General features: G+C 75.1%; 23 protein-coding genes. 13 read left to right on the plus strand and 10 right to left on the minus strand.

The annotated features are described in order from the left end of the window. Positions 1-153: 153 nt before the first annotated feature. The 3 genes from raiA to secA all read left to right on the plus strand — a co-directional run bounded on the left by raiA (position 154) and on the right by secA (position 5,571). Complete coding sequence (raiA, locus tag ABRQ22_RS04445) at positions 154-807, plus strand: ribosome-associated translation inhibitor RaiA (RefSeq protein WP_253053263.1); 654 nt, start codon at positions 154-156, stop codon at positions 805-807. A 231-nt stretch (positions 808-1,038) separates the two neighbouring features. Further along, the gene (locus ABRQ22_RS04450) at positions 1,039-2,271 is read left to right on the plus strand and encodes a crosslink repair DNA glycosylase YcaQ family protein (protein WP_253053265.1); all 1,233 of its coding nucleotides are present in this window, start codon (positions 1,039-1,041) and stop codon (positions 2,269-2,271) included. A gap of 240 nt (positions 2,272-2,511) precedes the next feature. Further along, positions 2,512-5,571: a preprotein translocase subunit SecA gene (gene secA / locus ABRQ22_RS04455; protein ID WP_353708722.1), complete on the plus strand. Its 3,060-nt coding sequence runs from the start codon at positions 2,512-2,514 to the stop codon at positions 5,569-5,571. 96 nt (positions 5,572-5,667) lie between these two features. Here the strand turns inward: secA and ABRQ22_RS04460 are convergent, their stop codons facing one another. Then, positions 5,668-6,264, minus strand: coding sequence for an Rv3235 family protein (locus ABRQ22_RS04460; protein WP_353708723.1), 597 nt, complete (start codon positions 6,262-6,264; stop codon positions 5,668-5,670). 28 nt (positions 6,265-6,292) lie between these two features. Further along, positions 6,293-7,288 (minus strand): LysM peptidoglycan-binding domain-containing protein, encoded by a 996-nt coding sequence (locus tag ABRQ22_RS04465; RefSeq protein WP_353708724.1) that lies wholly within the window; start codon positions 7,286-7,288, stop codon positions 6,293-6,295. A 170-nt stretch (positions 7,289-7,458) separates the two neighbouring features. Here ABRQ22_RS04465 and ABRQ22_RS04470 point away from each other — a divergent pair, with 170 nt between their 5' ends. After that, positions 7,459-7,998, plus strand: a complete 540-nt coding sequence (locus tag ABRQ22_RS04470; RefSeq protein ID WP_253053273.1) for a hypothetical protein — start codon at positions 7,459-7,461, stop codon at positions 7,996-7,998. Between the two features lie 77 nt (positions 7,999-8,075). Here ABRQ22_RS04470 and ABRQ22_RS04475 read toward each other — a convergent pair whose 3' ends face one another. Then, the gene (locus tag ABRQ22_RS04475; protein WP_087472469.1) at positions 8,076-8,291 is read right to left on the minus strand and encodes a helix-turn-helix domain-containing protein; all 216 of its coding nucleotides are present in this window, start codon (positions 8,289-8,291) and stop codon (positions 8,076-8,078) included. A gap of 126 nt (positions 8,292-8,417) precedes the next feature. Between ABRQ22_RS04475 and ABRQ22_RS04480 the strand changes: the two genes are divergently transcribed. From ABRQ22_RS04480 to ABRQ22_RS04490, 3 genes are read left to right on the plus strand one after another with little or no spacing between them, the layout of a single operon-like run. Next, on the plus strand, positions 8,418-9,119 hold the full coding sequence (locus ABRQ22_RS04480) for a hypothetical protein (RefSeq protein ID WP_353708725.1): 702 nt from the start codon (positions 8,418-8,420) through the stop codon (positions 9,117-9,119). After that, a complete protein-coding gene (locus ABRQ22_RS04485) occupies positions 9,116-10,492 on the plus strand; it encodes a hypothetical protein (protein ID WP_353708726.1) in 1,377 nt (458 codons plus the stop codon). The genes ABRQ22_RS04480 and ABRQ22_RS04485 overlap by 4 nt, the downstream gene beginning before the upstream one ends. A gap of 4 nt (positions 10,493-10,496) precedes the next feature. After that, entirely contained in the window at positions 10,497-11,027 is a 531-nt protein-coding gene (locus ABRQ22_RS04490; protein ID WP_253053279.1) for a hypothetical protein, read from the plus strand. Positions 11,028-11,085: 58 nt separating this feature from the next. Here the strand turns inward: ABRQ22_RS04490 and hisN are convergent, their stop codons facing one another. The 4 genes from hisN to ABRQ22_RS04510 form a co-directional block, all read right to left on the minus strand. Then, positions 11,086-11,880, minus strand: coding sequence for a histidinol-phosphatase (hisN, locus tag ABRQ22_RS04495; protein ID WP_353708727.1), 795 nt, complete (start codon positions 11,878-11,880; stop codon positions 11,086-11,088). Positions 11,881-11,936: 56 nt separating this feature from the next. Beyond that, positions 11,937-13,010, minus strand: a complete 1,074-nt coding sequence (gene rsgA, locus ABRQ22_RS04500; protein ID WP_253053283.1) for a ribosome small subunit-dependent GTPase A — start codon at positions 13,008-13,010, stop codon at positions 11,937-11,939. Then, positions 13,010-14,365, minus strand: a complete 1,356-nt coding sequence (gene aroA / locus ABRQ22_RS04505) for a 3-phosphoshikimate 1-carboxyvinyltransferase (RefSeq protein WP_353708728.1) — start codon at positions 14,363-14,365, stop codon at positions 13,010-13,012. The genes rsgA and aroA overlap by 1 nt, the downstream gene beginning before the upstream one ends. 71 nt (positions 14,366-14,436) lie before the next feature. After that, complete coding sequence (locus tag ABRQ22_RS04510; RefSeq protein ID WP_253053287.1) at positions 14,437-15,129, minus strand: DoxX family membrane protein; 693 nt, start codon at positions 15,127-15,129, stop codon at positions 14,437-14,439. A gap of 293 nt (positions 15,130-15,422) precedes the next feature. Here ABRQ22_RS04510 and ABRQ22_RS04515 point away from each other — a divergent pair, with 293 nt between their 5' ends. Both ABRQ22_RS04515 and rsrA read left to right on the plus strand, forming a co-directional pair. Continuing rightward, positions 15,423-16,136, plus strand: a complete 714-nt coding sequence (locus ABRQ22_RS04515) for a sigma-70 family RNA polymerase sigma factor (protein ID WP_253053289.1) — start codon at positions 15,423-15,425, stop codon at positions 16,134-16,136. After that, entirely contained in the window at positions 16,133-16,468 is a 336-nt protein-coding gene (gene rsrA / locus ABRQ22_RS04520; protein ID WP_244286228.1) for a mycothiol system anti-sigma-R factor, read from the plus strand. Before ABRQ22_RS04515 ends, rsrA begins: the two co-directional genes overlap by 4 nt. Before the next feature lie 106 nt (positions 16,469-16,574). On the opposite strand, the gene ABRQ22_RS04525 is transcribed toward rsrA, so the two are convergent. Beyond that, positions 16,575-16,697, minus strand: a complete 123-nt coding sequence (locus ABRQ22_RS04525; RefSeq protein ID WP_290445366.1) for a hypothetical protein — start codon at positions 16,695-16,697, stop codon at positions 16,575-16,577. A 138-nt stretch (positions 16,698-16,835) separates the two neighbouring features. On the opposite strand from ABRQ22_RS04525, the gene ABRQ22_RS04530 reads away from it, so the two are divergent. The 3 genes from ABRQ22_RS04530 (at position 16,836) to ABRQ22_RS04540 (ending at position 19,238) form a co-directional block, all read left to right on the plus strand. Continuing rightward, entirely contained in the window at positions 16,836-17,765 is a 930-nt protein-coding gene (locus ABRQ22_RS04530) for a DUF4097 family beta strand repeat-containing protein (protein ID WP_353708729.1), read from the plus strand. Next, positions 17,765-18,364, plus strand: a complete 600-nt coding sequence (locus ABRQ22_RS04535) for a PadR family transcriptional regulator (RefSeq protein WP_253053295.1) — start codon at positions 17,765-17,767, stop codon at positions 18,362-18,364. Before ABRQ22_RS04530 ends, ABRQ22_RS04535 begins: the two co-directional genes overlap by 1 nt. Before the next feature lie 70 nt (positions 18,365-18,434). Then, positions 18,435-19,238, plus strand: coding sequence for a DUF4097 family beta strand repeat-containing protein (locus tag ABRQ22_RS04540; RefSeq protein WP_353708730.1), 804 nt, complete (start codon positions 18,435-18,437; stop codon positions 19,236-19,238). Positions 19,239-19,311: 73 nt separating this feature from the next. On the opposite strand, the gene ABRQ22_RS04545 is transcribed toward ABRQ22_RS04540, so the two are convergent. Both ABRQ22_RS04545 and ABRQ22_RS04550 read right to left on the minus strand, forming a co-directional pair. Continuing rightward, positions 19,312-19,914 (minus strand): GDSL-type esterase/lipase family protein, encoded by a 603-nt coding sequence (locus ABRQ22_RS04545; protein WP_253053299.1) that lies wholly within the window; start codon positions 19,912-19,914, stop codon positions 19,312-19,314. Between the two features lie 113 nt (positions 19,915-20,027). After that, a complete protein-coding gene (locus tag ABRQ22_RS04550; RefSeq protein WP_353708731.1) occupies positions 20,028-20,942 on the minus strand; it encodes an aldose 1-epimerase family protein in 915 nt (304 codons plus the stop codon). Positions 20,943-21,050: 108 nt separating this feature from the next. Between ABRQ22_RS04550 and ABRQ22_RS04555 the strand changes: the two genes are divergently transcribed. Then, entirely contained in the window at positions 21,051-22,046 is a 996-nt protein-coding gene (locus ABRQ22_RS04555; RefSeq protein WP_353708732.1) for an aldo/keto reductase, read from the plus strand. Positions 22,047-22,126 lie beyond the last annotated feature (80 nt).

Below are 22,126 nucleotides of genomic sequence, written 5' to 3' on the forward strand. Positions count from 1 at the left end.
GTCCGACGCCGCGCGAGCGTACCGAGCGCGCGGCCTCGCGCCGCAAGGAGGTGGTAGCCCACCGCACCCGGGAACGGGTGCTCCTACCGAATCCGAACGAGGCGCTCGGACGCATCGAGCCGGGCGCCGCACAAGATCCTCGCGGAGGCTCACATGGAGATCGTCGTCGTCGGCAGGCACACGGAAGTGGCAGACCGCTTCCGCCGGCACGTGGAGGACAAGCTCGCCAAGGTCCAGCAGCTCGCGCCGACGGCGCAGCGCGTGGACGTCGAGGTCACCCACGAGAACAACCCGAGGCTCTCCGGAGTTCGCGAACGCGTCGAGCTGACCGTGCGCGCCAAGGGACCCGTCGTCCGTGCCGAGGCTGCGGCGGACGACCGGTTCGGCGCCCTCGACCTCGCGATGGACAAGCTCGCCGAGCGCCTGCGCCGTGCCCGCGACCGTCGCAAGGACCACCGCAACCACACCGTCGTGCCGCCCGTCGACGTGCGCCCCTACGACCCGGCCACGCACGCCGCACCCCCGCCGCCGGCGCCGACCGCGCCCACCGCGCCCGGGGAGGCCGTCGAGACCACCCTCGGCGACTCGCCCGTCGTCATCCGGCAGAAGCTGCACTCCGCGGAACCCATGACCGTGGACGACGCGCTGTACGAGATGGAGATGGTCGGCCACGACTTCTTCCTCTTCGTCGACGTGGAGACCTCGCGCCCGTCCGTCGCCTACCGGCGCCGCGGCTGGACGTACGGGGTCGTCGCGCTCGACACGTCCTGCGACTGCGCCGACGCCGCGGTCGAGAAGACCGCCTGACCCTCGCCGACGCGCCCGGACCCTCCTCGGGTCCGGGCGCGTCGCGCTGCCGGCCCGTCCCGTCCGCCGTCTCCGTCCCGCCACGACCGGGCCCTCCGGATCGGCCGAGCAGGTGGTCGTGGTGCGTCCGGTGACCGGGACGCGCCAGGACCGCCTGTTCGGCACGGGGCGGGTGTGGGTGGGGTTCGGCAGGATCGGGGGGTGGTCGTCATGCCGTCGAGGTCCGAGTCGATGTCCCTGTCCCAGGCGCGCCGTGTCGCGCTCGCCGCCCAGGGCCTGCACCGGGAGCGTCCGTACGACGGGACCGTCGGGCGCGCGCCGACGATGCGGCAGGTCCAGGGCGTGATCGACCGCCTCGGGCTGCTGCAGATCGACTCGGTGAACGTGCTCGCGCGGGCGCACCTCATGCCGCTGTACGCGCGCCTCGGCCCGTACGACACGGCGCTGCTGGACCGCGCGGCGGGTCGCGCCCCGCGACGGCTCGTGGAGACGTGGGCGCACATGGCGTCGTACGTCCCGCCGAGCACGTGGCCGCTGCTGGAGTGGCGCCGCCGTCGGTACCGGACCGAGGCGTGGGGGACGATCAGCGCGGTGGAGATGAGCCACTCCGAGGCGGTGGTCGACGTGCGTCGCCTCGTCACGGAGCGCGGTCCGATCACGGCGAGCGAGGTGCACGAGATCCTGGAGGCCGAGGGCCGGGCGCACCCGCGCGACCGCTCGCAGTGGGGCTGGAACTGGACGGTCGCCAAGCGTGCGCTCGAGTTCCTCTTCTTCACGGGCGAGATCACCTCGGCGCGTCGCAACGGCGCCTTCGAGCGCTGCTACGACCTCACGGAGCGCGTGCTCCCGCCGGAGGCCCTCGCGGCCCCGCCCGTCGCGGACGCGGACGCCGTGCGCGCCCTGCTCGAGATCGGGGCCCGCGCGCACGGGGTGGGGACGTTGCGCTGCTTCAAGGACTACTTCCGGCTCCGGGGGCCCGCGGTGCGCACCGCGTTCGACGAGCTCGTCGAGGCCGGGACCCTGCGGCCCGTGACGGTGCGGGGCTGGGACGAGCCGACGTACCTGCACGCGGACGCCGCGCTCCCGCGTCGCGCGACGGCGACGACGCTGCTCAACCCGTTCGACCCGCTCGTGTTCGAGCGCACGCGGCTCGAGCGGCTGTTCGACGTGCACTACCGGATCGAGATCTACGTGCCGGCACCGAAGCGGGTCCACGGCTACTACGTCCTGCCGTTCCTCGAGGGCGAGGACCTCACCGCGCGGGTCGACCTCAAGGCCGACCGGCGGGCGGGCGTCCTGCGGGTGCTGTCGGCGCACCGCGAGCAGTCGGCGGGGGAGCAGACCGCGGCCCGCCTCGCGGCCGAGCTCCGCGTGCTCGGAGGGTGGCTGGGCGTGCCCGAGGTCGACGTCGCGCCGTCGGGCGACCTCGCGCCAGCGCTCGCGGCCGAGGTGGCGGGCGCCTGACGGGCCGACCGCCGTCGGTGGGCGGGCCTGCCGGAGGGACCCGTGCCGTCGTAGGCTGGCGCGGGTCTCGCCGGCGAGGTTCGTCGTCGGCGAAACCCGGGCGGGTCCGACGTCGCTCCGACTCGCCTACGATGTTGTGTGACGTTGCCGACGTCCGCTGCCGTGCGCGCCCGCGCGGGAGAGCGTCGGCGCTGCTCCCGGACCACCCGGCCCGGGCACCGATCGATACGGGAGTCCTGCGTGCCTTCGATCCTCGACAAGGTCCTTCGCATCGGCGAGGGCCGGATCCTCAAGAAGCTGTCCGGCTTCGCCGACCAGGTCAACAAGCTCGAGCCGGGCTTCGAGGATCTCACCGACGAGGAGCTGCGGGAGGAGACCGACCGCTTCAAGGCGCGCCTCGCGGCCGGCGAGACCCTCGACGACCTGCTCCCCGAGGCGTTCGCCGCGGTGCGCGAGGCCTCGCGCCGCACGCTCGGCCAGCGGCACTTCGACGTCCAGCTCATGGGCGGCGCGGCGCTGCACCTCGGCAACATCGCCGAGATGAAGACCGGTGAGGGCAAGACGCTCGTCGCGACCACGGCCGCGTACCTCAACGCGCTCGAGGGCAAGGGCGTCCACGTCGTCACGGTGAACGACTACCTGGCGAAGTACCAGAGCGAGCTCATGGGCCGCGTCTACCGCTTCCTGGGCCTGACGACCGGCGTCATCCTGTCCGGCCAGACGCCCGCGCAGCGCCGCCAGGAGTACGCCGCGGACATCACGTACGGCACGAACAACGAGTTCGGCTTCGACTACCTGCGCGACAACATGGCGTGGTCCACGGACGACCTCGTGCAGCGCGGCCACCACTTCGCGATCGTCGACGAGGTCGACTCGATCCTCATCGACGAGGCGCGCACGCCGCTCATCATCTCCGGTCCAGCGTCGGGCGACACGAACCGCTGGTTCGGCGAGTTCGCGAAGGTCGTGCGCCGCCTGAGCCCGGGCTCGGACTACGAGGTCGACGAGAAGAAGCGCACGGTCGGCGTGCTCGAGCCGGGCATCGAGAAGGTCGAGGACTACCTCGGCATCGACAACCTCTACGAGTCCCTCAACACGCCGCTCATCGGGTTCCTCAACAACGCCATCAAGGCGAAGGAGCTCTTCAAGCGCGACAAGGACTACGTGGTGCTCAACGGCGAGGTCATGATCGTCGACGAGCACACCGGGCGCATCCTGCCCGGCCGCCGGTACAACGAGGGCATGCACCAGGCCATCGAGGCCAAGGAGGGCGTGCAGATCAAGGCGGAGAACCAGACGCTCGCCACGATCACGCTCCAGAACTACTTCCGCCTGTACTCCAAGCTCTCGGGCATGACCGGTACCGCGGACACGGAGGCGGCCGAGTTCCAGGGCACGTACAAGCTGGGCGTCGTGCCGATCCCGACGAACCGGCCGATGCAGCGCGTCGACCAGCCCGACCTCGTGTACAAGAACGAGGAGGGCAAGTTCGACGCGGTCGTCGCGGACATCGTCGAGCGGCACGCGCAGGGCCAGCCGGTGCTCGTCGGCACGACGAGCGTCGAGAAGTCCGAGCTGCTGTCGTCCAAGCTCAAGAAGCAGGGCGTGCCGCACGAGGTCCTCAACGCGAAGCAGCACGAGCGCGAGGCCTCGATCGTCGCCCTCGCGGGCCGCAAGGGCGCCGTGACGGTCGCGACGAACATGGCCGGTCGTGGAACCGACATCATGCTCGGCGGCAACGCCGAGTTCATGGCGGTCGCGGACCTCGCGGCGCGCGGCCTCGACGCCGCGGAGAACCCGGAGGAGTACGAGGCGGCCTGGCCCGACGCGCTGGAGAAGGCGAAGGCCGCGGTCGCGGCGGAGCACGACGAGGTCCGCGAGCTCGGCGGCCTCTACGTGCTCGGCACCGAGCGTCACGAGTCGCGCCGCATCGACAACCAGCTCCGCGGTCGTTCCGGCCGTCAGGGCGACCCGGGCGAGTCCCGCTTCTACCTGTCGATGCAGGACGACCTCATGCGCCTGTTCAACTCGACCCTGGCCGAGTCGATGATGAACCGCGCCGGGTTCCCCGACGACGTGCCGCTCGAGTCGAAGATGGTCACGCGCGGCATCGCGAGCGCGCAGGGCCAGGTCGAGTCGCGCAACTTCGAGATCCGCAAGAACGTGCTCAAGTACGACGACGTCCTGTCGCGCCAGCGCACCGTCATCTACGACGAGCGCCGCCGCGTGCTCGAGGGCGAGGACCTGCAGGAGCAGGTGCAGCACTTCCTCACCGACGTCGTCACGGCGTACGTCGAGGGCGCGACGGCCGAGGGCAACCCGGAGCACTGGGACCTGGACGGCCTGTGGACCGCGCTCAAGGCCGTCTTCCCCATCTCGATCGAGCCGGACGAGGTCGTCGAGCAGGCGGGCGGGGCGACCCGGCTGTCGCAGGACCTGCTGCTCGAGGAGATCCTCTCGGACGCCCGCATCGCCTACCAGAACCGCGAGGAGCAGCTCGGCGCGGCGAACATGCGCCAGCTCGAGCGGCGCGTGACGCTCTCGGTCCTGGACCGCAAGTGGCGCGAGCACCTCTACGAGATGGACTACCTCAAGGAGGGCATCGGCCTGCGCGCGATGGCGCAGCGCGACCCGCTCGTCGAGTACCAGCGCGAGGGCTTCCAGCTCTTCCAGGCGATGACCGAGGCCATCAAGGAGGAGACGGTCGGGTACCTCTTCAACCTCGAGGTCAAGGTCGCCGAGCCGGGCGCCGCCCCGGGCCAGGCGCCGGCGATCTCGGTCGCGGACGCGGCGCAGGCCGCGCAGTCGGCGGCCGGCCAGGCGCTCGGCGGGGCGGCCGGCGCGGCCTCGGCCGGTGCCGCGGCGGGTCTCGCGGCAGCAGCCCAGCAGGCCGCCGCTCCGGCGCAGGACGCCCCCGTGGCGGACGCTCTCGCCGAGGGCGCACCCGCGACGGACGACGCCCCGGCGCAGGACGCTCCGGTCGAGGCGGAGCCCGTCCCGGTCGCGACCCCGGCGGCGTTCGGAGGCCCGAGCGGCGACCGCCCGGGGACGCTCATCGCGAAGGGTCTCGACGGCCCCGACCGCCAGGTGCCGCTCTCCTACAGCGCGCCGAGCGAGGACGGCACCGGCCAGGCCGTCGTCTCGGGTGACGCCAGCCGGCGGTCACGCCGGGCGCTGCACGGCGAGGCGAGCGCGATCGAGAGCGACGGCCGCACGTTCCCCGGGACGCCGCGCAACGCGCAGTGCCCGTGCGGCTCGGGCAAGAAGTACAAGGTCTGCCACGGCCAGAACGAGGAGTGATCCGCGCCCGTCCGGCCTGCGCCGAGACGGGAGCGACGACGGCGGGGCGTGCCACCGGGGGTGGCGCGCCCCGCCGTCGTCTCGGGCGACGGTCGGTCACCCGATCTCGAGGGCGACGACGCGCCACGTGCCGCGGCGCGCCTCGAGCCGCGCCGCGGCGGCCCGCACGCGGTCACCGTCCTCGACCACGACGGTGCCCTCGGCGACGCCGTCGCCGATCCGCAGCACCCGGGCGCGGCGCACGGTGACGGGCCGGGTCGTCGTGGGGCGCGGGCCGTCGGCGACGAGGCGCGACCGTCGGGCGAGCGTCTCGTAGATCTCGGGGGACACCCACCGCGCGAGCTGTCCCACGGTGCGCTCGCCGCGGACGACCTCGACGGCGGCGCGCACGACCGCGCAGCACAGGGCCGTCGGGTCGGGGAGCGGGAGCGGCGCCGTCGGCGGCGCGAGAGGACGTCCCCGCACGACGTGCTGCGGTGCCCGCGCGCTCGCGATGTCGCGCAGGTCCACGGTCGGGACGGCGCGATCGCCGACGCACCGCAGCAAGCGAGCGGGCGGGTCCGCGGGGACGCTCGTGGAGCGGGCGGGGCGCGCGGGCCGTTCGGGCGGGGCGGGGGCGGCCCGGCGGTGCGACGGGGCGGCGACGTCGGTCGCGAGCTGGACGTCCGCGGTGGTCAGCAGGGGAGCGGTCACGGTCGGGCTCCTTCGTGGCAGGCGGTCGTCAGGCGCTCGGTGCGACGAGCACCTGGCCGGGGCGGACGAGGTCGGGGTCGTCGCCGACGACCTCGACGTTCGCGGCGTACCAGCGCTGCACCGCGTCGGCGACCTGCGCGTCGGTCGCGCCGTCCGGCAGGTGGCGTGCGGCGATCGACCAGAGCGAGTCGCCGCGCACGACGACGACCTCGCGCGGCTCGTCCGGGGCGACGTCCCGCACGACCGCGAGCGCGGCGTCGCGCTGCTCGGTCGCGGCGCTCCGGGCCTCCGGTGCGCGTGCGGGGACCGAGGCGTCCGGCGCCGCGGTGCCGGGGCCGGTCGCGCCCGCCGGGTCCGGGGCCGACGGCATGCTCGGGACGGCGCCCGGCGCATCCGGCGCGTCCGGGGAAGCCGTCGGCGCGGTGGCCTCGGAGCCGGACGGCTGCGCGGCCGGGGTGGAGTGGACCGGCTCGGGCCGTTCGGCGGCCGTCGGGGGCGCGGAGGGGGCGTGCGGCGCGTCGGGTGCCGACGCGGCCGTCGGCAGGGGAGCAGGCTGCGCGGGCCCGACCGGTGCGGTCGCTGGCGCCGAGGTCTGCCAGCCCAGGTCGACCGCCACGACGCCGGGGTCGGCGTCCGGCGTGGTGGCGGCCTGCGCCGTCCCCCCGGCGAGGACCAGGCCCGCGCCGACGGTCAGCCCCACACCTGCCCGCACGGCCCGGCGGACGACGGCCGGCGCCACGCGCAGCACGAGCCGTTCCCCGGCGCCCCACGAGCTGCCCAGGGCGCGCACGACCACGCATCCCAGCCCGACCAGCGCGCTGATGCCGACCCAGGTGGCCGCCACGGCCCCGAGGGCCACGGCGAGAAGCTCCACGAAGGGCTCCGGGCGGGTGCCGGAGAGCGTGCTCACGAGGTGCGCGGCGCGCAGCGCGAGCACCGTCACGGCGCCGCTCATGACGAGGAGGAGCGCGAGGAGGACGCCGACGCCTCCGGCTCGTGCGGGTACGGCGGTGCGACGGTCCATCGGTGTGCCCCCTGCGTGGCCGTCCGTCGAGGACGGCTGTTGATGTCGTTTGATGTCGTTTGATCGCGACGGATCGATCTAAGCGTGACCCGGCCCACCTGTCCAGAGGGACTTCTCGTGATGTGGACACGGCGCGCGGCGCCGGCGCGGTGGACCGCTACGGTGTCCCGGTGCGATGGGACGCCCTCTTCGACGACCTCGCGGCACAGCTCGCGGCCGCGGAGACCCAGGACCGGGCCGCGGCCGTCGCCGACCTCACGCGCGCGGAGCACGCGACGATCACGCTCGTCGAGCGGCTGCGCGGCACGCCCGGCACCGTCACGCTCGAGCTGCGCGACGGGTCCGCCGTCACCGGCGAGCTGCGCGAGGCGGCGGAGGAGTGGGTGCTCGTGGGCGAGGCCCGGCGCCAGCACCTCGTCCCGACCGTGGCGATCGCCGCCGTCCAGGGCCTCGGCCGCCACGCGCAGCCGGCACCCTCGACCCGGTCGGCACGGCTCGGCCTCGGCCACGCCCTGCGCGCGCTGATGCGCGACCGACGACCCGTCCAGGTGCGCACCCCTGCCGGGACGTACCCCGGCTGGGTCGCGCGCGTCGGCAAGGACCACGTCGACCTGGAGGTCGCCCCGGGCGGTGGGCACGGCTCGCGGGTCGTGCCCTGGTCCGCCGTCCTGTGCGTGAGCGAGTCGGAGCCGGGGTTCGTCCCGCGATGACGAGCGTGCAGGGGGAGCGTGTGAGACTCGCGGCGGTGTCCGCGCAGGTCGGCTCAGGTCGAGGCCGCGCCGGTCGGTCAGCCGTCGAAGTCGCCGGCCTCGATGCGCTGGCGCGTCTGGGCGTACATCCGCTGGATGTAGGCCTCGAGCTCGCTGACCTCGACGCGCCACTGCCCCCGGCCACCCACCTGGATCGCGGGGAGCTCCCCGGAGCGGACGAGCGCGTACGCCTGCGCCGCGGAGATGTTGAGCTCGTCCGTGACGTCGGCGAGGGTGAGGAACCGCTGGGCCATGGCGTCAGTCTGGCACGCGCGCGCCGCGGCACGGCGCTCGTCCACAGGGCCTGCCGCGCGCGCCGCGGACCGGGGATCATGGAGCCGCGGCACGGCTGACGTGCCGGACCACCGAGGGGGAGATCGATGACGACGACCACGGAACGACCCGTGCGGGCCGAGCCCGCACCACGGCCCGTCGCGCGCCTGAGGCGACCCGGCTGGAAGGACCCGCGGCTCCTCGTGGGGATCGTCGTGGTCGCGCTGTCCGTGGCCCTGGGGTCGTGGGCCGTGAGCACCGCGAGCCGGACCGTGACCGTCTACGCGGCCGGGGCGGCGCTGACCCCCGGGACCGCCGTGACCGCGGCGGACCTGAGGACGGTCGAGGTGCGGCTCGGCGCGCAGACGGACCGCTACCTGCTCGTGGCGGACGGGCTCCCGGACGAGGCCGTCGTCCTGCGGACCGTCGCCGAGGGCGAGCTGGTCCCCGCGTCGTCGCTCGGTACGGCGGCCGACCTCACGGTGCGCGCGGTCGCGGTCCCGGTGACGACGGGTCTCTCGGAGCGGATCGTCGCCGGCGCGGCGGTCGACGTCTGGTACGTCCCCGAGGCGCCCGGACCGACGGCCGCCGCCGAGCCGGGTGCCGCTGCGGGAGACGAGGCGCCGCAGCCCGCGCTGCTCGTCAGCGGCGTCACCGTCGCGCAGGTCGACGAGGGCGAGGGGACGCTCGTCGTGGGCGGGCCGACGACGGTCCACCTCCTCGTCGGGGTCGACGACCTCCCGGCCGTGCTCGCGGCGGTGGCCGGGGACGGGACGATCGCGCTCGTCCCGGTCGGGGGTGCGGGATGAGCGGCGCGACCACGGTCGCGACCGTCCTGTGCGCCGTCCGGGGCGCGCGCGAGGCCGAGGTGGTCACGACGCTCGCCGCTCCGGGGCTCCAGGTCACGCGGCGGTGCGCGGACCTCGTCGAGCTGCTCGCCGCCGCCGCGGCGGGCGCGGGCCGGGTCGCCGTCGTGTCGTGCGACCTGCCGGCGCTGGACCGGCAGGCGATCGTCGACCTGCACGCCCACGGCGTCCGGGTCGTCGCGCTCGCCCCGGGCGGGACGTGGGAGGAGGGGCGGCTGCGCGCCTTCGGGGTCGACGCGGTCGTGGACCTGGACTCCGCCCCGGAGGCGCTGTGCGACGTCGTCCGTGCGATCCTGCCGCTGCGCGAGGCGGCGCCGGGTGCGCCCGGCGTCCCCCGGTCGGTCGCGGGCGGGGCCACGGCGGACCCGGGGCCGGAGCACCGCCTCGGACGGACCGTCGCCGTGTGGGGCCCGACCGGCGCCCCCGGTCGCACGACGGTGGCCACGAACCTCGCCGTCGAGCTCGCGGGGCCGGCGCCCGCACGGCGCTCTCGCCGCCCCCGCCGGGAGCGGCGCCCCGAGGACGTGGAGGTCCCGGCCACGGTCCCCTCGTCGCCCGACGCGGAGGTCCTGCTCGTCGACGCGGACACCTACGGCGGGAGCGTCGCCCAGCGCCTCGGCCTGCTCGACGAGTCGCCGGGGCTCGCGGCGGCCGCCCGCAGCGCGGGTCAGGGCGCGCTCGACGCCCCGGGGCTGCTCGCGCTCGCCCCGACGGTCCTGCCGCGGGTCCGGGTGCTCACGGGCCTGACCCGGGCGGCGCGGTGGCCGGAGCTGCCCGGGGCGTCGCTCGACGCCGTGTGGGAGGTCGCGCGGTCGGTCGCCGACTGGACGGTCGTCGACTGCGGATTCGGGATCGAGCGGGACGAGCTCCTGACGTACGACACCCGCGCCCCGCAGCGCAACGACGCGACGTGGAGCGCGCTCGCGGCGGCGGACGTCGTGGTCGTCGTCGGCGCGGGCGACCCCGTCGGGCTCCAGCGGCTCGTCCGCGCGCTCGACGAGCTCGCCGAGACGGGTGCGTGCGTCGGCGCGGCGCGCACCGTCGTGGTGAACCGCGTGCGCGCGAGCGTCGGCGGCCCCCGGCCGGAGCGCGCGGTGCGCGACGCGATGTCCCGCTACGCGAGCGTCGACGACCTGCACGTCGTGCCCGAGGACGCCGCGGTCGACCTCGGCCTCCGGGAGGGTCGCACACTCGCCGAGTCCGCGCCCACGAGCCCTGCCCGCCGCGCCCTCGCGCACCTCGCCGCGCACGTGCGGGAGGCTGCGCCGCCCGGGCGTGGTGCGGCGCACGGACTCGCGCTGGAGGCGGCACACTGAACCCATGCGCATCTACCTCCCCGCGACGCTCGACGAGCTCGACGCCGTCACCGTGACCGCCGACGCCGCCCGCTGGACCGTCGCCCCGCGCGGCGCCCACGCCGTGACCGCCGCGCTGACGCGCGCGCTGCCCGACGAGGACGAGGAGGGGCTGGAGTACGCGGCCGCGCTCGAGGCGGCGGACGACTCGCTCGCGCTCGTCGCGGCGCGCCCGGACGCGCCGCGCCAGCGGCTCGTCGTGACGCTCGAGGTGCCCGACGGCGCGGTGCAGGTCGTGGGCGGGGACGACTCCGACGACGAGGACGCGCCCGCGCCCAGCGCCGTCGAGGTCCTGCGGACCGTGCCCGACGTCGCGATCGTGTGCGTCCACGTCGACGAGCCCGAGGCGGTCGAGGACGTGGAGGCGGTGCTCGCCGCGGCCGACGACGACGGCCCCGGCGCCGACGAGGCGCTCGACGCCGCGATCGACCGCGTGGGCGAGCGCGACCTGCTCTGGTACGACTGGTCGGAGCTCAAGGACGTGCCGCGCGGCTGACGGCCGCGCGGGTCGCGCGCCCGGCCGGGGGCCGGGCGGGACCCGGCGGCGGTCCGCGTCAGCCGAGTCGGCCGAGGACCTCGTCGTGCAGCAGCCCGTTCGTCGCGACGGCGTTGCCGCCCCACGGGCCGTCGGCGCCGTCCAGCGACGTGAACCGGCCGCCGGCCTCGGTGACGATGGGGACGAGCGCGGCCATGTCGTAGAGCTCCAGCTCGGGCTCGGCCGCGGCGTCGACCGCGCCCTCGGCGACGAGCATGTACGACCAGAAGTCGCCGTAGCCGCGCGTGCGCCAGGCACCGCGCATGAGGTCGAGGAACGGTTCGAGCTTGCCGCGCTCCTCCCAGCCGTCGAGCGAGGCGTAGGCGAGCGACGCGTCGGACCAGGACGAGACGCCCGACACCCGCAGCCGCGAGGCGGCCGCGAGCGACTTCCCGGTCCACGCGCCGGTGCCCTTCGCCGCCCACCAGCGCCGGCCGAGCGCGGGCGCCGAGACGAGCCCGACGACGACCTCGTCCCCGTCGGCGAGCGCGATGAGCGTCGCCCACACGGGCACCCCGCGCACGAAGTTCTTGGTCCCGTCGATCGGGTCGACGATCCAGCGCCGTGCGCCGTGACCGGTCTCGCCGTACTCCTCGCCGACGATCGCGTCGCGACCGCGCGCCCGGCCGAGCTGGCCGCGGATGATCTCCTCGGCGGTGCGGTCGGCGTCGCTCACGGGCGTCGAGTCCGGCTTCGACTCGACGTGCAGGTCGAGCGCCTTGAAGCGCGACATCGTGTGCGCGTCGACCTGGTCGGCGATCACGTGGGCGAGGCGCAGGTCGTCGTCGTAGCCGCGCGTCGAGGGGGGCGTCATGGCTCACACCGTAGCGGTGCCCGCCCGGGCGGGGGAGGCGCCGCGCTGGCGAGGGCTCAGGCCGCGCCGGAGCGCGAGGCGAGCACGCGGCGGAACGACTCGAGCCGTGCGGCGCGGGCCGCGCGGGTCTCGTCGTCGGGCGAGGCCTCGACCCACTCGTCGAGCGCGCAGTCCGGGGCGTCGTCGAGGTGGGTGCACCCGCGCGGGCAGTCCGCGGCGACCGCGTCGAGGTCCTCGAACGCGTGCAGCAGGTGGTCGACCTGCACGTGCGCGAGGCCGAACGACCGCACGCCGGGCGTGTCGATGACCCAGCCGCCGCCGGGCAGGCGCAGCGCGACGGCCGACGTCGACGTGTGACGGCCGCGACCCGTGACGTCGTTGACGTGGCCCGTCGCGCGCTGCGCGTCCGGGACGAGCGCGTTGACGAGCGTCGACTTGCCGACGCCCGAGTGCCCGACGAACACCGACGTGCGCCCGGCCAGCGCCTCGCGCACCGCGTCGAGCGGCTCGATCGCCCAGCCGTCCGGCGCGAGGCCGTCGGGCGCACGCCGCGTCACGACGACGGAGACGCCGAGCGGCTCGTACAGCGCGCGCAGCGGGCCGGGGTCGGCCAGGTCCGCCTTGGTGAGGCAGAGGAGGACGTCCATGCCGGCGTCGTACGCGGCGACGACGCAGCGGTCGATCATGCGCGTGCGCGGCTCGGGCTCGGCGAGGGCCGTGACGACGACGAGCTGGTCGGCGTTGGCGACGATCACGCGCTCGTAGGGGTCGGTGTCGTCGGCCGTGCGGCGGAGCACCGACGACCGGTCCTGGATGCGCACGATCCGCGCGAGCGAACCGTCGTCGCCCGTCACGTCCCCGACGAGGTCGACCCGGTCCCCGCACACGATCCGCGTGCGGCCGAGCTCGCGCGCCTTCATCGCGAGGACCGTGCGCTCGTCCTCGCCGGCCGCGTCGCCCCCGTCCGGGCCGTCGTGCCCGACGAGCAGCGTGTACCGGCCGCGGTCCACCCCCGTGACGAACCCCGTGACCGCGTCCGCGTGCTCGGGCCGCTGCTTGGTGCGGGGACGGCTGCCGCGCTTGCCGGGGCGCGAGCGGAAGTCGGACTCGTCCGGGACGCGGCGGGCCATCAGCGGGCCGCCGCTCCCTCGCCGGGACCCGTCCCGCCGCCGAGCATGCGCTGCCACATGTCCGCGAACCCGGGCAGCGTCTTGGCCGTCGTCTCGACGTTCTCGACGCCGACCCCCGGGACGCGCAGGCCGATGACGGCGGCGGACGTCGCCATGCGGTGGTCGTGGTAGGTGCGGAACAGCGCGCCGTGCAGGGGGCGCGGCGTGATGACCAGGCCGTCGCGCGTCTCCTCCGCCTGCCCGCCGAGGCGCGTGATCTCGGTCGCGAGCGCCGCGAGCCGGTCGGTCTCGTGCCCGCGCAGGTGCGCGATGCCCCGCAGGCGGCTGGGCGAGTCGGCCAGGGCCGCCAGCGCGGCGATCGTCGGCGCGAGCTCGCCGGCCGCGTGCAGGTCCACGTCGACGCCGCGCACCTCGCCCGTGCCCGTCACGGACAGCACGTCGCCGTCCAGCGACGCGGTCGCGCCCATCGACTCCAGCAGCTCGGGGACCATCGCGCCGGGCTGCGTCGTCGCCGTCGGCCAGCCCGTGACGCGCACGGTGCCGCCCGCGACGAGCGCGGCCGCGAGGAACGGCGCCGCGTTCGACAGGTCCGGCTCGACCTGCACGTCGCGCGCCGCGATCGGACCGGGCTCGACCCGCCAGATCGCGGGCCGGGAGTCGTCGACGACGACCCCGACCTCCCGCAGGACCTCCACCGTCATCTCGATGTGGGGCATGCTCGGCAGCGTGTGGCCGATGTGCCGGACGGTGAGCCCCTGGTCGTAGCGCGCGGCCGCGAGGAGGAGGCCGGAGACGAACTGGCTCGACGCCGACGCGTCGACGTCGACCGACCCGCCGCGCACCCGGCCGCGGCCCCGGATCGTGAAGGGGAGCGTCGTCGGCAGCCCGTCGCCGTCGCCCTCGACCGGGACCTCGAGCGCGCTGAGCGCGGCGAGGACCGGGCCCATAGGGCGCACGAGCGCGCCCTCGTCGCCGTCGAACCGGACCGTGCCGTCGGCGAGCGCCGCGAGCGGCGGGAGGAAGCGCATGACCGTGCCGGCCAGGCCGCAGTCGACCTCCGCGGGACCGCGCAGCGGACCGGGGGTCACGTGCAGCTCGCTCGGCGACGCACCCTCCTCGACGCCGACGCCGAGCGTACGCAGGGCGGCGATCATGAGGTCCGCGTCGCGGCTGCGCAGGGCACCGCGCAGCGTCCCGGGCCCGTCGGCGAGCGCGGCCAGCACGAGCAGCCGGTTCGTCAGCGACTTCGACCCCGGGACCTCGACGGTCGCGTCGAGCGGCCCGCCCGCCGTGGGCGCGGCCCAGCCCTCGTCGACGGAGGGGGGCACGGGCGCGGCGGAGGGCGTGGTCGTCATGGCCTCCAGGCTAGTGGAGGGACCGCGCCCGACGGCGGAGGGTCCCGGCGCGCGGACGCGTCCCGACCTCGTCAGGCGACCTTCGCCCGGACCGCCGCCTCGGCGTCGTGCACGGCCCCCGCGGCGAGGCCGGCCGCGTGCTGGGCCGCCTCCTGGGCGGCCTTCGTCGCCCGCCGCGCCGAGCGCCCCGCCTCCTTGGCCGCGTTCTTCGCGGAGCGACGAGCCTCCTTCGCGGCTCCTCGGGCCGAGGCCGAGACGTCCTTCACGGCCCCCTTCGCGCTCGCGACCGCGGCCTCCTGCTTCGCCTGCTTGGCGAGCGCGAGGTCGTGCCGGGCCTTCTCGAGGCGCCACTGCACGCCGGGCCGGCCTTCGTAGTCCGCGCCCGCGATGAGCGCCGCACCGATCGCGCCGACGTTCGCCACGAACTTCCGCGTGCGCTCGGCGCGCGTCGCCTCGCCCGAGGTGAAGGGCTGGTTGACGACCGCGAGGGGCACCGTGAGCGCGGCGAGGGTCAGGGCCGCCGTGCGGGGCGCCTTCCCGACGGCGAGGAACAGGCCGGCGACCGCCGTGGCCGCGCCGTGCGCGCGGACCAGCGTCGCCACCTGGCGGTCGCTCAGCGGCACGTCCACCCCGGCGCCCTTCTCGACGAGGTCCACCCCGCTGCGCGCCGCACGGACGTGCTCGGCGGGCTTGAGGGCGGCCTGGACGCCGTCGTAGACGAACCAGGAGGCCAGCATGGGCCTCGCGAGGTGACGCAGCAGCATCGGATCTCCTTCGTGAGCCGGACGGTCCCAGCCTGCCCTCCGGGGGACGCCCGCGCCACCCACGACGCGCGTGCGCGCCGCGCTGCCGGGCCGTCCGGGGCCGCGGGAATGCGCGAGGGCGCCCGCGGGTTGCACCACTCGTGACCGTCCTGCTCGAGACTCCCGCACCCGCCGCCCGGGCCGTGTCGTCGACCCCCGAGGCGCCGACGGCGGACGCGGCGTTCGCCGCCGCGTGGTCGGCACCGGTCACGTCACCGGACACCCAGACGAACAGGGGACTAGGCTCGTTGTTGATGACAGAGCGAATCTCCGGCAGCGACGTCTCCGGCAGCCCCGCGACGACGTCGGGGACGACGCCGGTCGAGGGCGCGCTGCCCACGGACACGGACGCCGAGGACACGAACCGCGCGCCGCAGACCGAGAGCGACGCCGCGCGCGCCGCGCGGTTCGAGCAGGACGCGCTCCAGTACCTCGACCAGCTCTACTCCGCGGCGCTGCGCATGACGCGCAACCCGTCGGACGCCGAGGACCTGGTGCAGGAGACCTTCGCGAAGGCGTTCGCGGCGTTCCACCAGTACCGGCCGGGCACGAACCTCAAGGCGTGGCTGTACCGCATCCTCACGAACACGTTCATCAACACGTACCGCAAGAAGCAGCGCGAGCCGCAGCAGGCGCAGACGGACGACGTCGAGGACTGGCAGATCGCGCGCGCCGCCTCGCACACGTCGCAGGGGCTGCGCTCCGCCGAGGCGGAGGCGCTCGACCGGCTGCCGGACTCGGACGTGAAGCGTGCGCTGCAGGAGCTGCCCGAGGACCGGCGCATGGTCGTGTACTACGCGGACGTCGAGGGCTTCCCCTACAAGGAGATCGCGGAGATCATGGGGACACCGATCGGCACGGTCATGTCCCGCCTGCACCGAGGCAGGCGCCAGCTGCGCGAGCTGTTGGCCGACTACGCCGTGAGGCGAGGACTGGTGGGGGCCAAGACCCCCGGAGGTGAGTCGTGAGCACGTCAGAGAGCCGGATCCCGGGGCGCGGCCCGGTCGAGGAGTCGGTGACGCCCATCCCGCACTCGACCGCGGGCGAGTCGGAGTGCGAGCACGCGCTCACGCACCTCTACGAGTACCTCGACTCGGAGATGACGCCGGACGACGAGCTGCGCATGCGCGCGCACGTCGCGCACTGCTCGCCGTGCCTCGCCGAGCTGAGCGTCGAGGAGCTCGTCAAGCAGCTCGTGCGCCGCTCGTGCCACGAGAAGGCGCCCGCGGGGCTGCGGGAGCGCATCCACACGCAGCTCACGGTCATGGTCACGACGACGACGGTCGTCGAGACCCGCTGAGGCCCGCCCGCGGAGGCGCGGCCACCGCGGGGGCGAAGAACGAGAGAGGGTCCGGACCGACGTCGTCGGTCCGGACCCTCTCGCCATCCCCGGAGGGGTGCGCGTCTCAGGCGTTGGGGCGCTTGCCGTGGTTCGCGGCGTTGCCCTTGCGGCTGCGACGCTTGCGTCCGCGCTTGCTCATGATGTTCTCCTGACGATCGGGGGAGCCCCGCCGGTCTCGGCGGGTCAAGTCCGCCCACCATCGTCCCACACGCGACCCCTTGCCTCGGCCGAGCACGCGATATATCGTGTCTGACGGACGAGATATATCGCGAGTGCCCCGCGATCGCCGCCACGGCGCCGGGGCGCGACCAGGACGGAGCGCAGGATGACGCAGGAGAGCTGGACCGTCACCGGGCCGCAGGCCATCGACCTCGCGCGCGTGCGGACGCTCGACGCGACCGTCATCGGCGGGCGCATCGACGTCGTCGCGCACGACGACCCGACGCGCACCGACACGCGCGTCGAGGTCCACTCGGTCGTGGGCCGCCCCCTGGAGGTGCGCCTCGAGGGGACCACGCTCCGGGTCGGCTACGGTCCCTTCGTCGCGGGCTGGAAGGGCTTCCTCGAGCGCTTCCGCACCTACACGGGCAAGGACGCGGCCGACGTCCACGTCGCCGTGCCGGCGACGACGACGGTCAAGGTCGCGACCGTGCAGGGCGAGGCCCTCGTCGCGGGCGTGCGCGACGGCGCCCGGCTGGCGACCGTCTCCGGCTCCGTGATGACGAGCCGCACGCGCGGCGAGCTCCGTGTCGACACGGTCTCGGGCGAGGTCTCGGCGAGCGAGCACGACGGCCCGGTCCGCATGGACTCGGTGTCCGGCGGCCTCACGGCGACCGGTGCCCTCCGCTCGCTGCGCCTCGACTCGGTCTCCGGCTCCGTCACCGTCGACACCCGCACCACCCCGTCCGAGATCACCGTGAGCGCCGTCTCCGCCGACGTGCTCGTGCGCCTGCCGGACCCCGACGCGATGGACTACGCGATCCGCTGCGTGAGCGGGCGCCTCCTCGTGGACGGCACGGAGCAGCGCGGGTCCGCGCGCTCGTTCCACCAGCCCGCCCGGACGGGTGCCGGCTCGCCGGTCCGGGTCTCCGCCGTCTCCGGCGACGTGACCGTCCTGCGCGGGGCGCCGGACGAGACGTCGTGGGACGCGGCCGGGCACCCGGTCGAGGACGCCCCGGTCGATGCCGACGCTCCCGCGTGGGGGAGCCCGGGGGCTCGCGGCGCCGCGCCGTCGAGCGGGCCGGTGGACCGCTGATGGCCACCGTCTTCGCGCACGGCGAGCTCCGGCTGTACCTCCTGGCGCTCCTCGACAGCGGTCCCAAGCACGGCTACGAGCTCATCACCGAGCTCTCGGAGCGCTTCGGCGGCACCTACCGGCCGAGCGCGGGGACGATCTACCCCCGCCTCGCGCGGCTCGAGGACGAGGGCCTCGTGCACCGCAGCGCCGACGGCCGCAAGACGACGTACGAGCTGACGCCGGCCGGGCGCGCGGAGATCGAGGCGCGCCGCGGGGACGTCGCCGCGCTGGAGCACGGCATCGCCGAGACGGTGCGCCAGCGCGCCGAGGCGCTGCGCGCCGACGTGCAGGGATCGCTGAAGGGTCTGCGCGCCGAGCTCGCCGCCGCGGCCCAGACGGCGCGCGCCCGCCCGCGCGACGGCCGGCCGGACCCGCGCCGCGGCGAGTCCTACGCGTGGCGCATGGAGGCTGAGGCGCTGCTCCAGCGCTTCCGCGAGGACGTGCGCGCGGACCTGCGCCGGGCGGACGCCGCGAGCGTCGTCTCCGAGCTCACGGTCGACACCCTGCGCACCGTGCTCGACAGCGCGCGCAAGGCCGTGCGAGCGACCCTGCCCTGACCGACGATCACGAGAACCCCTCGACGCACGCACCGCACCCCGAACCAGAGAACCGAACGAGGAGAAGCGCATGAGCACCGAGTCCTGGGTCATCAACGCCCCCCAGACCGTCGACGTGGCCGACGTCCGACGCGTCGTCGTCCAGCTCACCGACGGCGCGGTCGACGTCGTCGCCGACCCCGCGCGCGAGGCCGGGGCGCGCCTCGACGTCAGCGAGGTGTCCGAGCGCCCGCTGCAGGTGAGCGTCCACGACGGCGAGCTGCGCGTCGGCTACGACTTCGCCGGCGTCGAGGGCCTCGTCGAGCGGGCCAAGGGCCTGCGCGACAAGGACCGCGCCGTCGTCCGGCTCACCGTCCCGGCGCAGGTGCCCGTCAAGGTGACGACCGCGCGCGCCGCGGCCTCCGTCGTCGGGTCGCGGGCCGACCTGTCCGTGACGACCGCGACGGGCGCCGTACGCGTCCAGGGGGTCTCCGGCACGGCGTCGATCAAGACGGCCACCGGCGCGGTCGACGTCGGCGAGCACGTCGGCGACGTCCACGTGAGCACCGCGTCCGGGGCGGTCACGCTCGGCGGGACGCTCGGCCGGGTGTCGGTCAACACCGTGACGAGCGGCGTCGAGGTCGTGGCGCGCGAGAGCACGCCGCTCGTCGACGCGCGCACCGTCTCCGGCGACGTGGCCGTGCGTCTCGGGGCCGGGTCGCCGGTCAACCTCAAGGCCCGCAGCGTCACGGGCAAGGCCGTGCTCGACGGCGTCCGCCTGGACTCGGCCGCGCAGCGCACGACGTCGGTCGACCACGTCGACCAGCCGGGCGCGGGCGGCGCGTACGTCTCCGCGAACACCGTCTCCGGCGACCTCACGGTCTCGCGCGGCTGAGTCTCTCCCGCGAGGTAGAGGCCTGGTCGCTACCGGGCCTCTACCTCGCGCTACCGGGCCTCTACCTCGCGGGTCAGACCGTGTCGTCGGGGAGGCCCAGCCAGGCGTGCCAGCCGGTGTGCAGCACGAGCCACGCCATGAGCCCGTAGCCCGCCTGGCCCGGGAAGCCGTTGCCGCTCTGCGCGAGGTCCGCGAGCCACTGCTCGTGCGTCACGAGCGGGCTGAACGTGTCCACGTACGGCACGCGGCGCCGGTTCGCGACGTCCGAGAAGGCGTGCGAGAGCTCGGCGAGCCGCTCGGCGTCCTGCGCGTGGCCCGGCGGGGGGCCGACGACGAACGTCGGCAGGCGGTGCGACTCCGCGACGTCGAGCACGTTCGCGAGGTTGAGGCGCGAGCGCGCGACCGAGAGCCCCGCGTCGAGGTCGTGACGGCCGAGGCCGATGACGAGACGGTTGTCCACGTCCGGCTCCGGGGCGAACCGCCGCGCGGTCTCCGCCTCCCAGCGCTGGCTGAGCGCCGTCGTCGTCTCGCCGGGGATGGCGAGCGGGAACACGTACGCCGGCTGGGGGAAGCGGGTGCGCGCGACGACGCGCCCCGCCCACCCCAGGGCCTTCGCGTCGCCGACGCCGGCGCTCAGCTCGTCGCCGACGACGCAGATCCGTACCTCTCGACTCACGGCGTCCTCCACGGGCGCCATTCTCCCCGACGCGGACGGCGTGGGTCGAAACGATCCCGTGGCGACGGCGTGTCCAGCCGGGCATATCGGACGGACCGCCCACCGCCCGCCGATCAGAGCAGCGTCGCGCCCCAGACGACCTCGTGCGAGGCGCCCGGCTCGAGCCGCACGAGGCGCTCGCCGGTGCGGAATGCGTCCGCGACGCAGCTCATCGGCTCCGCCGCCACGCCGGACCGGCGGAACGCGACGTCGCCGACGTGGTCGCCCGTGCAGACCTGCCACGTGTCCATCGAGCCGTCCATCCAGACGGCGGACGTGCGGCCGTCGGGCGCGGACAGGCGCATCCAGGACAGGCCGTCGGCGTCGCGCAGCACGTCGACGTAGGCGTCGTCGAGGTCGACGCCCGCGAGCAGGCGCGGCTCGCGCAGGTCGTAGCTCCCGGCGGCCGGCTCGGTGCCGGTGGGCAGGAGCCGCTCGTCGGTCGTGACGCGGGTCGCGGCGTCGAGGCGCAGCGTGCACTCGTCGAGGTTCGCACCGTCGGCCGACAGCCACGGGTGGAAGCCGATGCCGTACGGCGCGGTCGCGGTGCCGACGTTCGTCGTCCGCACGTGGACGCGCAGACCGGCGTCGTCGAGCGAGTAGGTGACGCGCGCGACGAGGTCGAACGGGTAGCCGGGCGACGGCGGCAGGTGCAGCTCGAGCGTCGCGCGCGAGGCCTCGTGCTCGACGACGACCCAGCGCTGCCAGCAGGCCAGCCCGTGCAGGGCGGTGCCCCGGTCGGGCTCCGACACGGGCACCTGGTACGTGGTGCCGTCGACCTCGTACGCGCCGTCGCGCAGCCGGTTGGGCCAGGGGAGCAGGACCGCGCCGTTGAACGCGGGCGCGACCTCGTCCTCGGGGAAGGAGGTGAAGACGGGCCTGCCGCCCACCGCGTACTCGCGCACGGCCGCTCCGACCTCGGTGATCGTCGCTGCGTGCTCGCCGTGGGCGATGCGGACCTGGGTTCCCGAGGGGGCATGGGTGTTCACGCTCACATACGGTACTCGGCGTGCGAGCGTGCGCGATGCGCTCTCGGCAGTCAGACTCGGTGCCCGGGTGTGTCTCCCGGCGCACCCGACGGAGCACGAGGAGGAACGATGGAACGACAGGTGCTCGGACGCACGGGACGGCTCGTCTCGGTCGTCGGACTGGGAACCTGGCAGCTCGGCGCCGACTGGGGCGACGTGAGCGAGGACGACGCGCGCGCCGTGCTCGACGCCTCGGCCGAGGCCGGCGTGACGTTCTTCGACACCGCAGACGTCTACGGCGACGGGCGCAGCGAGCAGATCATCGGCGGCTACCTCGCGGACAACCCGGGCCACGCGATCACGGTCGCGACCAAGATGGGGCGTCGCGAGGCGCAGGACGCGGACAACTTCACGCTCGCGAAGTTCCGCGAGTGGACCGACCGGTCGCGGCGGAACCTCCGGACGGACCGCCTCGACCTCGTCCAGCTCCACTGCCCCCCGACGGCGGTCTACTCGCGCGACGAGGTCTACGACGGGCTCGACACGCTCGTCGCCGAGGGCGCGATCGCGAGCTACGGCGTGAGCGTCGAGACGGTCGACGAGGCGCTCACCGCCATCGCGCGCCCTGGCGTCGCGACGGTGCAGATCATCCTCAACGCGTTCCGGCTCAAGCCGCTCGACGCCGTCCTTCCCGCGGCGTCCGCGGCGGGAGTCGGGGTCATCGCGCGCGTGCCGCTGGCGTCCGGGCTGCTGTCGGGGAAATACACGAAGGACACGACCTTCGCCGCCGACGACCACCGCACGTACAACCGCGACGGCAGCGCGTTCGACGTCGGCGAGACGTTCTCGGGCGTCGACTTCGAGACCGGTGTCCAGGCGGCGGGCGAGTTCACCACGCTGGTGCAGGACGTCGTCGGGCAGGAGCTCACGCCCGCCCAGGTCGCGATCGCCTGGGTCTGGCAGCAGCCCGGCGTGTCGACCGTCATCCCCGGCGCGCGCAACGTCGAGCAGGCCCGCTCGAACGCCGCCGCGGGCGACGCGGACGTCCTCGGCCCGCTCTTCACCTCGGGCGTCCGCGAGATCTACGACCGCCACCTGCGCGAGAAGATCCACACCCGCTGGTGACCCGCGAGATCGACCCGCACGTCTCCACGTCGACCCCCCTGAGGGCCGATCTCGGACGCACGGGTCGATCTCGCGCCGCG

The organism is Cellulosimicrobium sp. ES-005 (assembly GCF_040448685.1).
Lineage (GTDB): Bacteria > Actinomycetota > Actinomycetes > Actinomycetales > Cellulomonadaceae > Cellulosimicrobium > Cellulosimicrobium cellulans_G.

Coding starts and splice junctions, on each gene's coding strand:
- hisN (WP_353708727.1), bottom strand. CDS start 11,880: ATGACGCCCCCCTCGACGCGCGGCTACGACGACGACCTGCGCCTCGCC.
- ABRQ22_RS04515 (WP_253053289.1), top strand. CDS start 15,423: ATGACAGAGCGAATCTCCGGCAGCGACGTCTCCGGCAGCCCCGCGACG.
- ABRQ22_RS04555 (WP_353708732.1), top strand. CDS start 21,051: ATGGAACGACAGGTGCTCGGACGCACGGGACGGCTCGTCTCGGTCGTC.
- ABRQ22_RS04535 (WP_253053295.1), top strand. CDS start 17,765: ATGGCCACCGTCTTCGCGCACGGCGAGCTCCGGCTGTACCTCCTGGCG.
- ABRQ22_RS04490 (WP_253053279.1), top strand. CDS start 10,497: ATGCGCATCTACCTCCCCGCGACGCTCGACGAGCTCGACGCCGTCACC.
- ABRQ22_RS04485 (WP_353708726.1), top strand. CDS start 9,116: ATGAGCGGCGCGACCACGGTCGCGACCGTCCTGTGCGCCGTCCGGGGC.
- aroA (WP_353708728.1), bottom strand. CDS start 14,365: ATGACGACCACGCCCTCCGCCGCGCCCGTGCCCCCCTCCGTCGACGAG.
- rsgA (WP_253053283.1), bottom strand. CDS start 13,010: ATGGCCCGCCGCGTCCCGGACGAGTCCGACTTCCGCTCGCGCCCCGGC.
- raiA (WP_253053263.1), top strand. CDS start 154: ATGGAGATCGTCGTCGTCGGCAGGCACACGGAAGTGGCAGACCGCTTC.
- ABRQ22_RS04475 (WP_087472469.1), bottom strand. CDS start 8,291: ATGGCCCAGCGGTTCCTCACCCTCGCCGACGTCACGGACGAGCTCAAC.
- ABRQ22_RS04480 (WP_353708725.1), top strand. CDS start 8,418: ATGACGACGACCACGGAACGACCCGTGCGGGCCGAGCCCGCACCACGG.
- ABRQ22_RS04465 (WP_353708724.1), bottom strand. CDS start 7,288: ATGGACCGTCGCACCGCCGTACCCGCACGAGCCGGAGGCGTCGGCGTC.
- ABRQ22_RS04530 (WP_353708729.1), top strand. CDS start 16,836: ATGACGCAGGAGAGCTGGACCGTCACCGGGCCGCAGGCCATCGACCTC.
- ABRQ22_RS04510 (WP_253053287.1), bottom strand. CDS start 15,129: ATGCTGCTGCGTCACCTCGCGAGGCCCATGCTGGCCTCCTGGTTCGTC.
- ABRQ22_RS04540 (WP_353708730.1), top strand. CDS start 18,435: ATGAGCACCGAGTCCTGGGTCATCAACGCCCCCCAGACCGTCGACGTG.
- ABRQ22_RS04450 (WP_253053265.1), top strand. CDS start 1,039: ATGTCCCTGTCCCAGGCGCGCCGTGTCGCGCTCGCCGCCCAGGGCCTG.